At 44.0% G+C, this 11,389-nt stretch carries 9 protein-coding genes; all 9 read right to left on the bottom strand.

The genetic code is table 11. The annotated features are described in order from the left end of the window. Nucleotides 1–2,660 (bottom strand): DUF7467 domain-containing protein (locus B3763_RS13430; RefSeq protein ID WP_422662592.1); only part of this gene is annotated, 2,660 nt, incomplete at its 3' end. Between the two features lie 249 nt (nucleotides 2,661–2,909). Continuing rightward, a complete protein-coding gene (gene rmuC / locus B3763_RS13425; protein WP_286747226.1) occupies nucleotides 2,910–4,220 on the bottom strand; it encodes a DNA recombination protein RmuC in 1,311 nt (436 codons plus the stop codon). Between the two features lie 42 nt (nucleotides 4,221–4,262). After that, nucleotides 4,263–4,844 carry a mechanosensitive ion channel family protein gene (locus B3763_RS13420; protein WP_189628202.1) on the bottom strand — a complete coding sequence of 194 codons (582 nt, stop codon included), beginning with the start codon at nucleotides 4,842–4,844 and terminating at the stop codon, nucleotides 4,263–4,265. A 111-nt stretch (nucleotides 4,845–4,955) separates the two neighbouring features. Continuing rightward, nucleotides 4,956–7,316 (bottom strand): hypothetical protein, encoded by a 2,361-nt coding sequence (locus B3763_RS13415; RefSeq protein WP_286747221.1) that lies wholly within the window; start codon nucleotides 7,314–7,316, stop codon nucleotides 4,956–4,958. Between the two features lie 28 nt (nucleotides 7,317–7,344). Beyond that, the gene (locus B3763_RS13410) at nucleotides 7,345–7,683 is read right to left on the bottom strand and encodes a VOC family protein (protein WP_189628200.1); all 339 of its coding nucleotides are present in this window, start codon (nucleotides 7,681–7,683) and stop codon (nucleotides 7,345–7,347) included. 44 nt (nucleotides 7,684–7,727) lie between these two features. Beyond that, nucleotides 7,728–8,141 (bottom strand): RidA family protein, encoded by a 414-nt coding sequence (locus tag B3763_RS13405; protein WP_286747217.1) that lies wholly within the window; start codon nucleotides 8,139–8,141, stop codon nucleotides 7,728–7,730. Beyond that, nucleotides 8,138–8,575 carry a GNAT family N-acetyltransferase gene (locus B3763_RS13400; RefSeq protein WP_189628198.1) on the bottom strand — a complete coding sequence of 146 codons (438 nt, stop codon included), beginning with the start codon at nucleotides 8,573–8,575 and terminating at the stop codon, nucleotides 8,138–8,140. Before B3763_RS13400 ends, B3763_RS13405 begins: the two co-directional genes overlap by 4 nt. Further along, entirely contained in the window at nucleotides 8,576–9,865 is a 1,290-nt protein-coding gene (locus tag B3763_RS13395; RefSeq protein ID WP_286747215.1) for an aminopeptidase P N-terminal domain-containing protein, read from the bottom strand. Nucleotides 9,866–10,333: 468 nt separating this feature from the next. Continuing rightward, nucleotides 10,334–11,341, bottom strand: a complete 1,008-nt coding sequence (locus tag B3763_RS13390; RefSeq protein WP_286747213.1) for a glycosyltransferase family 9 protein — start codon at nucleotides 11,339–11,341, stop codon at nucleotides 10,334–10,336. Between the last annotated feature and the right edge of the window lie 48 nt (nucleotides 11,342–11,389).

The following is an 11,389-nucleotide window of genomic DNA, read 5'->3' as shown; positions in this document are numbered from 1 at the left end:
GAAGCAGAGTTTCCGCTAGGGTCTGTACCGGTAAGAGTAACCGTATTAACCCCCACGTTAGAACAATCGAAGTTGAGTTTGTCCAGGCTCAGGGTAAGGCCACAATTGTCGAAAGAACCATTGTCTACCTGCGGTATAGAAACAGAAGCCTGACCATTGGCATCGAGGGCCACAGTAAGGTTTTTAGCCAGCACCGTAGGAGCGATGTTGTCCGTAATGGTTACGTTAAATGTTTTAGTGGTTACGTTACCGTTCACGTCAGTTACGGTAAGAGTCACCGGGTTGGTGCCCACGTTGGAGCAATCGAAAGCTGTTTTGCTCAACACCTTAGAAGCAATTCCACAGTTGTCAGAGCTAGATATCTCTGCCTGAGCCATTGAAAGAATGGCATTGCCCGAAGCATCGAGAGTAAGGGCTACATCCTTAACTTCCACTACAGGAGCGGCATTATCTACCACCTCTACAATGGCTGTGGTAGTTGTGGTATTGCCAGAAGCATCTCTTACGGTAACGGTTACTGTGTTTTCACCAAGATCAGAACAGTTGAAAACTGTTTTAGAGGTTTTTATCGAAATAATCTTGCAGTTGTCTGTAGTACAAGAGGTAAACTGGCTGAGGTCAGAGGTTACATCGAAATCGGCATAAGGGATTTCTTCTGTGTTAACAGTTGTAGATGTGGTACTGAATGAGCTCAGGCCGCCACCCAAGCCTCCCCCGAGTCCACCGCCAAGGCCTCCTCCGAGTCCGCCACCTAAGCCACCGCCCAGGCCGCCACCCAAACCACCTCCGCTATCAGGGGCGTCTTCAATTACTGCGTCTTCGCATATGTACAGTACGTCTTTATGGTGAATCTTGGCATTACCGTTTTCATCCAGATATACTCTAATGTTTTGGGCTACTACCGGTGGGGCAGTATTGTCTTTAACCGTTACAGAGGCTGTTTTTGTAGTGGTATTGCCAGAGGAGTCTTTTACAATGAGTGTAACCGAATTATTCCCCAGGTTGGAGCAGTCGAATGCTGTTTTGGAGAGTTCCAGGCTTACCGGGCTGCAGGCATCGTAGGAGCCGTTATCAACCATTTCAGGGGTAATGTTCACGTTGCCTGTCTCGTCAAGGTAAACAGTAATGTTTTGAGTAAGTGCAATTGGTTTGGCACTGTCCATAATGGTAACGATGGCAGTAGCTGAGGTGCTATTACCACTCTGATCGGTTACTGTTACGGTTACTACATGTTGCCCTGCGTCTTCACAGGTAAAGGTTTCTTTGTCTATTTCATAAGTAACAATGGAACAGTTATCATAAGTACAGTCACTACCTATCCATAGCGTATTGTCTCCACTTCCTGGAACAGGCTCAGGTTCGGAAATTCCGCCTCCGGCACAGTTCATAACCAACACATCCTGCGGGGTAATGGTAACTGTACTTCCTGAGGTGATTACTTTATAAATGTCTTTAGTGACTACCACAGGCGCAATAGTGTCCTGAACATTGACCGTAATATCTTTTGAGCAGGTGTTGCCTTCGCTGTCAGTTGCAGTTACGGTAATAGTTTTTTCACCCAGATCGGAGCAACTAAAATTGGTTTGAGAAGCTGTATAAGTAACTTCTCCTACAGGTATATTAGACTGTTCACCACAGAAGTTGCCTTCCCCATCGGTATAGCTAATCACAGTAAAAGGGCCATATACATTACCTATAATCTGCTCTGAGCAAGAGGTGTGTACCTGATGTAAGGCACCATCGTTGAGCTGAATGTATGTTTTTGGACCTAGTCTTCCCTTAAAGTCAAAACCTTCTATGGTTATTTTGTCACCATTCTGGACATTGGTGTTGGTTTCCAAAAGGTTATTGTTCTGGTCGTAGGCCTTTACGGTTGCTCCAGACTCACCCGCGTATGTAAAGGTAAAGTTCTGCATTTTACCTTCGCACTGGCAGTCGGCAATATCGGCCGGCCCGCAGTTGCTAAGGTCAAGATTGAAGTCGCCCTGATGGTAGTTCACTCCATCCCAGCTGTAGGAAAACCAACCGGACAGGCCGTATTTAGAGTTCTTATTGTTAGCGGCATTTCCTACCTGAAAGCCAAAGTTATAGTTGGCAGGCATGTGGCTAATGGTGACTGTTTTTCCGGCATTGGCTTCAAGCCCAATAATCTGGCTTGTTTGAGACGGATCCATGATGTAGTAGCTCCAGTCTTTGTAGTGGTCTCCGGCTAAACCTTTTTCGTTTTTATAATCTCTACCTAGGGAACTCCAGGTAGTCCAGTCCATTTTTGAAGAAAGATATACGATTGCCTGCCATTTATCCGTTGGGTTAGAAGTGTTGTAGAGAATACCGGAGAGCATGGCCGATCCGTCTTCGAATTCATTGAATTCTGCACCTTCGGCAAAAATAAAATCAGTGGAGCTGCCGGGAAAAGGGTTGATGCTTAACCACATGGCATGGCCATCGCCTGTAGCGGCAGAAGGAGTGCAAGCTCCGTTGTCTTCGAAGCAATCTAAATTCAAATTGCTGAAGTCAAGGGTAGCTTCACCATTGGCATCTAAGAAAAGCTCTTGTGTTTGCGCAATAGCACTGGCAGGCCAGTTGAGCACAAAGGCAACCAGGCCAATAGAAAAAAAATGTGTGGCAACCTTCAATAGCTTGCCAATAGGTTGTTGCATCACTCTCGTGTTTTGGTCAAAGATGTAGTTAGCTTAATGCTCACCTAAACCTGTAAATGGTTTAGCATACACCTTATTTATGACCACAATGCACGCGGTTTCTAAATTAGGTTTAGGTGATAGGACTTGGTGAAAGGACTGCAAATATACATAAAATTGCATTTCGTGGTCAATTTTATGCTTTTTATTTCCTTTCAAGTAGCTGTAACCAAATATGTTAAGTCTATTTGACCAAAGGAGAGATTCAAACTAATCTTCAGATCGGTCGAGCAGACGGTTGTCTATTTGTTTACTGGCCTTCGCCCCTAATTTTTTAAGCTTTTCGGCCCTCCTAATGAGGTTGCCGCTCCCCTCAGCCAGCTTTTTCATCGATTCCTGATAAGCCTTTTGAGTACCTGCCAGATGTTTACCAACATTCATCAAATCTTCGGTAAACGCCTGAAACTTGTCGTATAGCGCTCCGCTTTGTTGCGCTATTTCTATTGCATTTTTATTCTGATATTCTTGCTTCCAGATGCTTGAGATTGTTCTCAGTGTTGCAATGAGTGTGGTAGGACTAACTACCACAATGTTTTTGCTGTAGGCATCATTGAACAACTCCTGGTCGTGTTGAACAGCCAGTGTAAAGGCCGGTTCAATGGGTATGAACAGAAGCACAAAGTCTAAACCGTCAAAGCCATAGAGGTTTTGATAGTTTTTTTCTCCCAGACCCTTTACATGGGCTCTCACTGAATTGATGTGGGCTTTGAGCTCACCAGCTCTTTCGGTTTCTGAGCTCGCAGTAGTGTAGCGTTCATAGGCCGTAAGGCTAACTTTGGAGTCTATTATAATGTGTTTGTTTTCAGGGAGCCTGACCACCACATCGGGCTGATATCTGCGTCCGTCATTTCCTATTTCAGACACCTGAGTTTCGTACTCCCGGCCCTTTTCCAAACCAGATTTTTCCAGAATTCTTTCCAGAATTACTTCCCCCCAGTTACCCTGGGTTTTGGTGTCGCCTTTCAGTGCTCTGGTGAGATTTTCTGCTTCTTTGGTTATTTGTTTGTTCAGTTCACTAAGGTGCTGTATTTGCTGAAGAAGGGTAGCGTTGCGTTCGGCCCCTTCTTTATTGGAGTCTTCTACCTTCTTCTGAAAGTCAGAAATGCGTTCTTTTAGTGGGGTCAGAATTTCTGACAGATTCAGCTTGTTTTGTTCAGTAAACTTTCTGCTTTTTTCTTCCAGAATTTCATTGGCCAAATTTTTAAACTGAATAGAGAAACGCTCATTCATTTGCTCCATTTCAATTTTTTGTTCAGCCAGTCGTTGTTGCAGGTTCTTAAACTCTGCCTGTGAGGTGGCCAACTGCTTGCTCAAGTCAACCCTCTTCTCTCTTTCTTGAGATAGCGTAGGTTTTAACTCTTGCAATTCAGTTATCAGCATTTTATTTCGTTCCTCAGCTAATTGAAGCTGATTCTTTAGTTGGTCAATGTTTTGGTTTGGCTTAGATGCAGTCTGTTTAGTCAGCAACCAGCCTATTATTATTCCTAATACTGTGCCCGTAATTAACCAGAGTATTTCCATGGTTTACCTGTTGTTTTGCAACAAATATAAACCATGCTTTCTCTATGCCATTAACTTGGCAGCAGCAGTGTTTTCGCTCGCAACTTTCACTCCCTGGCTTATTAGAAACTGATTAAGAAGGAGCTCAGTTTCTGCATCTACTTCTAAGTATTTTTCTAATGAGCACCATACTTTCACTCCCAGCTCTACGTGGCTATTCTTCATTTTCTTTACCACTACTTTTGGCGAAGGATTTCTGAGCACAAGCTTATTGTTGCTCAGATAATCGTTGATGAGCTTTTTGATTTTAGCCATGTTTTCTGAATAGCAGACTTTAGTTTCGAGGTCTACATTCACAATATTCTGATGGCTTAAATTGTGTAGATGCTTGGTGAAGAAGAGGGTGTTGGGAACGTGAACGGGTTCGCCATCGATGCTCCTCAGGATAGTGAACCTAATTCCCTTGTGTTCAACGGAACCGAGACGACCATCAATTTCGATAAAATCGCCTTTTCTAAACGGGCTCGTAGCTCTAATGAGCAACCCGCTAAACACTTCGAGCATTGGCTGTAGTGCTTTTCTGATTTTCGATTCTATTTGCCCCATAGTAGTTAGGTTGTTTGGTGGATTTAGTTCAATCCACATACCAACTACGTATTTCGCCTATAATACCCTACCAACGGCAAAAAAAAAGATGTGAACAACAGTTGTACTGTCCCATTATGGGAAGAAGATCTAATTGTTGGAGGAATTTCGTTACTTATGATAGCTTATTTTATCCATTATGATTACCCCTTGAGGCGACTGATCGAAGATGAAGCTTAATGATTGTATAGACTCTGTGTTGAATTGGCTATTCACTTTCTGAAGGTCGCTTAGCGAAATAAAGAAGGTGTTATAAACAGCTTCCGATGTTTTGTTGTCCTGAAGTTCAGGATTTTTGAATACATCTACCGTGAGCTGTCTCTGAAGGTAGCTGTAATCGCTCAACTTAATTCTCACCATTTGTCCGTTGGAGTCCTGGAATTCAATACTAAAGTCAATGGGTTCCTTGGCTTTGGGTTCTTCTTTGTCATCGGCCTGTTCTTCCGCTTCGGGTTCCTCTGCGTTGTTCGTTTCATTATTATTCTGCTCGTCTTTTGCCGATTCGTCTTCTTTTTCTTTGTCGCGATCTTTCTCGGGGTAGGTGTTTTCTTTAGACTCAGAAAGTTCAAAAGTGAGGTATGAGGCACTCTGAGTCGATAGAGGTTTGGCCAGTGCTATTGTGTATCGGGCTGTATCTACAGGGTGAGCCAGGCTATCCCAGCCAATATAGACGGCCCGGGTTCCCCGGTTTCCCCACTTCATGCTTACCAGTTGTTCTCTCCAAACGGTTAGGTTTTGGGTAGTTATTTTACCGCCTTCTGAAGTAGAAGTAAGGTCTAGGTCTTCTTCAAAATCGGCAATGGTTTGCCAGTTGCTGTCTTCATATTGATTGAGGTAAATGGTTTGAGGTAACCATTCCAAGCCACTGCGAAAGTCTTTAAACAGAGAGCGGTATTCATTCTTACCGAGTAATGTGGCTTGCAGAAAAGCACTGATATAGACTTTGCCCACGGTGAGTTGCTCTTCCATGGGCATCAGGGCATCTACATTAAGCAGCGAACCATAAGGGTAACCAGCATCTCTATTGCCCCAAGACGTATTAAACTGCCCATGGTTGGCTCCATATACATAAATGGCCGATTTAAAGAAGTCGGAACTATCTGAAAACTCAACCCGCTCATACTGCCTCAAGCCTGCAAATGACTGAACGTCTCCGTCATTAGCTCCGTGAATAACCAGATAGTTCACATCTTTTAGTGGGGTACTTGTTTCTCCCGGTTTGTATTGGCCATCTACAGGAGCAATGGCCACCACTGCTTTGATGTTAAAACCAAAGTCGAATTTCTGATTGGCATTGTCCGGATAGTAATCCAGGGTGTTGAAAAATCCAGCAATGGCGGCTGCTTCACCCCCACGGGAGTGACCCATTACAGCCACGTTGTTCATATCTACTTTGCCAAAAAAAGGATTTTCGGGGTCTTCATTCCATTTTCTCCAGTTTCTGAGGTGCTCTAGCAATAACCAGCCCCGAGCATCATTTTCCTCATCCAGTCCATTTCCAAAAATATCGGGCCAGCCACTGTTTATAAAGTTTTCGTCTACACTGGCTAAAATTATTCCCTGGCTTGCCAATAGTTGACCAAGGTATTCATAGCCGGGATCGGAGTAGTCGAACATGGAATGATTGCCATGTACAATTAGTGCAATTGGAAAAGGGCCATCGCCTTGAGGATACCATACTCGGCCATTTATGGGCAGGGCTTTGTCATCGTGGCCCCAATACCAGCTTCTTATTTTCCCGGAGAGTTTATTCCAGTCGTCTATTAGTCTTGAACCATCAACCGAGTCGGTCACTATATTTACATTTTCTCCAAATTCCGGGCGGTGTTTGTCTTTGCCGCTGCCATAGGTAAGAAATTCTACCGGGTATGGACCAGCTTCTGCAGGGTTGTTTAGTTCGATATGCTTTGGGCGATAGTCTGATTTTAGTGCGGCATTAATATGTTCAACTTCGGGTTTAAAGCCCGTGTCGGCTACCCATATTATGCCCCAAACCAGTCCGGCCAGTCCGGCCAATAGGCCTAGTGCAGCCACTATGGTTTGGGCTTTTGTATTGTGCTTCCTCGTTTTTTTAAGCAAAGTGTATAGCCCGGCCCCGGAGAGGCCTGCAAAAAGTATGATGAACAGAGGAAATTGAATGCTGAGGCTACCACCATTGAAAATAAATGTGCCAAGAAAAAAAGCTCCCGGCACATACCAGAAAAATTTCTTTGGAAGAAGCTTTAGCAAGTTTACTACTAAAACAGTGCTTGCACTTACCAAAAAAGCAAGAATAAGCCCCAGAACCACGGGTGCAATGCCAAAGTAGGTATTGCCGTCCAATACAAACACCAAAAGCGATGTAATGAGCCAAATAACAATGGCTGTTGTGGCAATGGCCTTAAATGCACCGTCTTGGGCTATTGGGCCCGGTTTTATAGTTTGAAAGAATCGGATGATACGATTCCAGAGGTTTTTAAAAAGTCGTTTCATGGTAGAAGGTGGTTGAGTGTTGTGGGTGTTAGTGCTGGTCCATCAATATTTCATTGCCATCCGGGTCTTTGAGCATAATATAGGCCGGCCCGCTGCTATTTTCATCGCAGGTGCGGCTAAGGGTAATGCCTCGGCTCTGAAGGGCTTGTTGTACCGCCCGAACATCGGGAGGATTGAAGGTGATCACGTTTTTACTAAACATGTCCTGATAAAGGCCCAGTTGAATGTTTCCGTTTCGAACAATGAGCCATTTATCTTCTATGCTTCCGCAATTAGGGAGTGCTTCAAAGCCGAGTTTTTGATAAAAGGCATAGGAAGCCGCAATGTCTTTGACGGCTAAGGCGAGATGGTTTTTTCCTAAATTCATGGAAATCAGCTAAAAAGTGTTTCCTGAATATAGTCATTGCACGGCTAAATAGTAGCAATACACTTTAACTCAATGGCAATTGGGGTAGGGAGAGAGCTTATTTCTACAGTCGTACGGCACGGTTGATTGTCTTTGAAATACTCCGCGTAAATTTTATTGTAAATGGGGAAGTCGGCCTTCATATTGGTGAGAAAAACGGTTACATCAACCAGTTGATCCCAGCTGCTTCCCGATGCCTCTAATATAAGTTGAACATTTTTAAACACCGAGTGGCATTGTTCTTCAATATCGTAAGACAGAATTTCTCCATCTTCTGACAACTGAACTCCAGGAATTTTGGAAGACCCGCGTTCTCTGGGTCCTACTCCGGAAAGAAAGAGCAGGTTGCCTACTTTTCGGGCATGAGGATAAAGTCCTACAGGCTCAGGGGCTTGTTCACTATTAAAATGTTGGCTCATAGCAGGTGTTTAATAAGTATTATCCGATAATTTTCCAGTTCGTCTTTAGGCTTTACCTGGCTTATTTGAAAGCCATTGTTTATGGCAAAAGTTAGCATGGCTTTGTGGCGATTGAGGGTTTTAAACCTAATGCCCCTGTAGCCATTTTTCAACGCCCAGCTTTCCTGATAGTCGGCCATGCGCCTGGCCAGGCCCTTTTTTCTATGCTGCGGTGCTACACCTCCCAGCCAGCTGTACAGCATGCCATCGTTGTCTCTGTTATAGGCCACTTTACATCCTGCCAACTCGCCATTTACTTTGGCTAGTAGAGTGAGTTGCTGCTTGTTTTTTACCCGCTCAAGGTAATGTTCTGTAGAGAGCAAAGGGTCAAATTCAGGTAATTTGCCCAGCACTTGCAGGGCATCGGGCAAACTACCTTCTATAATCTCAATCATTTACTGATTCATTATATCTTCAATCTCCTCAGCTTCAATAGGTATGTTTCGCATAAGGTTGAACTGACCATTCTCTGTAATCTGAATGTCATCTTCCAGGCGAATGCCAATTCCTTCTTGCGGAATGTAAATGCCGGGTTCTACAGTGAACACCATACCGGGTTTGAATTCGGTGTAAATACTGGCGACATCGTGTACGTCTAAGCCAATGTGGTGAGAGGTGCCATGCATAAAGTATTTCTTGTAGGCCGGCCAGTTGGGGTCTTCATTCTTTACATCTGTTTGGTCGAGAAGGCCCAGGCCAATGAGTTCGCTGGTCATTATTTTGCCAACCTCTTTATGATATTGGGGAATTCTATTGCCGGGAACCAACATTTCTGTGGCTGCTTTTTTTACCCGAAGTACAGCATTATATACCTCCCTTTGTCTTTTGCTGAATTTTCCGTTTACGGGAATGGTTCGGGTAAGATCTGAGGCATAGTTGGCATATTCTGCTCCAATGTCCATAAGCAGCAGGTCACCGTCTTTTAGTTGATCTTTGTTCTCAATGTAGTGCAATACACAGGCATTGGCCCCTCCGGCTATGATGGGCGTATAGGCAAAACCTTTTGATCGGTTTCTTACAAACTCGTGAAGTATTTCTGCTTCAACCTCAAACTCCCAAGCCCCCGGTTTGGTAAAAGCCATTGCCCTTCTAAAACCTTTTTCGGTAATGTCACAGGCCTTTTGCATTAGCTCTATTTCGCGAGGCTCCTTTACAGTGCGCAGGTCGTAAATTACAGGAGCCAGACGCTCGTATTCATAGGTAGGGTATGTTTTGCGTATCCACTGACTAAAGCGGTCGCTTCGGGTTTCTACCTCGGTTGAGTTTCTAATGTGTTCGTTATGGTATAGGTATATATGCTCGGTTTCGGCTAATATGGTTTTAAGAGTTTGCTCAAATTTATCGTTCCACATTATGGTTTTTACGCCAGAAGTGTTTTCGGCTTCCTCCTGGGTGTATTTGTGGCCTTCCCATACGGCAATGTGTTCGTTGGTTTCGCGAAGAAACAGTACCTCTTTCATGCGTTCATCAGGAAAGTCAGGGGCTATAATGAGGGTAGACTCTTCCTGGTCTATTCCTGATAGATAAAGCATATTACTGTTTTGCCTAAAGGGCATGGTGCCATCGGCATTGGTGGGCATAATATCATTTGAGCAGACTATGACTGCCGAATTCGGCTTGAGTCTGGCCTTTAGCTTTTCTCTGTTTTTTATGAAAAGTTCTTTACCGATGTGTTCGTATCTCATAAGCTCATTTTCGTTTGTAGCGAAGTAAGCAGGAAACAGGGAGAAAATAAAGAGAAGTGAGAGGAGTTAAGTCAGAACGAGATAGATTCAGCATTTTGGCCAATGTTTCGGAACCTTAGAAGATTGGTTATTGCAGAAAAGGCTGGCCTGCTTTAAATCTTTGGACGGAGGCCCTTAACCCTATTTAACTGAACTGACCGGTTTGATCACTTTTAAATCATCAAGCCCCGCGAGCCACCCAATTAAATCGAGTTTTTCTGACTGAATATCTGTAGCATCAATTTAATAAGAGGTTAGGGTTACTTACTTAAGTCGCAAGAAGTGTATTTATGAACCTTGCCTCCATTTGTGTCTTCACAAATGCTTATTAAAAGACACGGTAAGGGCACAGCTTGTGGCTAGTATGCTGGATCTAACAAGTGGGATCTAAATGAGTAACCCTATAAGTGGTTTTAGCGAAACCAGCCTTTAAGGGGTATTGTACGCAGCACCAGTTAACCTATCGGTTTTAACCTCAAAACCACACTTAAAATGTCCTTCCGGGCAAGCTTTTTTGCCATGCAGTCCGCAGGGTCTGCAGGTCAGAGGCTCTTCGATTTGTATTACGCTTGAATGATCAGATAGAGGCCCGAAACCAAATTCTGGAATAGTAGAACAGAAGATGGCTGCGGTCGGTGCATTCATGGCACTGGCCAAATGCATAGGCGCACTGTCGTTCACATAGTTCATTTGAGCAGCCTGCATAAGAGCGGCCGACTCCAAAAGGCTTAGCTTACCACACAAATTCTCAGCATTCGGGTGGCCACTTTTCTGAATAATTTCATCGCAAAGGGCATGATCGGAAGGAGCACCCAGGGCGTAAATTTTTCCTTGGAAATCTGTGGTGGAAAGGAATTCGATCCACTTCTCTTTCGGAAATTGCTTGGTAAACCAAACAGAAGCCGGGGCAAAGCAAATAAAGGGAGCGGCTTTAAGCGAAGCGACCTTCTCAAAGTCTTGATTTGACGGATAAAGTTTTGGTTTGGATGGAGTGCCATCAGTAAACTCAGCAATCAGATCATGGTTCCGCTCAATTTCGTGCTTGCCATTATTGATCTCATGTGGCACTTTCTTGCCGAAAGCCCAGCTGAATGGATTCTTGTCAAAACCAACTTTGATTTTAGCTCCAGAAAAAGCAGTGAGAAAACCTGAGTTGGCAAATCGTTGAATGTTCACTACCAGATCGTAGCGTTCCGCACGAATGACCTTCAACATTTTCAGCAGGTTTCTGTATTTGCCGGCCTTTTTATCCCAAATAAGGGTTTGGTTAAGGAAAGGGTGGTTTTTTACCAATCCCTCATTGCCTTTGCGAACCAAAAAATCGAGCCGAGCCTTAGGGTAGTGCTGGTGAATCTTTTCTAAAACACCAGTGGCCAAAATTACATCGCCAATAAAAGCGGTTTGAATGACGAGTATTTTCTGAAATGGCTTTGTCATAGGCAGTTCAAAGATAGAAAAACAGTTCATTTCGCCATTCCCGTGAAA

Origin of the sequence: Roseivirga sp. UBA1976, from assembly GCF_002336325.1 — a bacterium.
Lineage (GTDB): Bacteria > Bacteroidota > Bacteroidia > Cytophagales > Cyclobacteriaceae > Roseivirga > Roseivirga thermotolerans.
The sequence above is the reverse complement of the archived record's forward strand: the minus strand, read 5'-3'. Positions and strand labels throughout refer to the sequence as shown.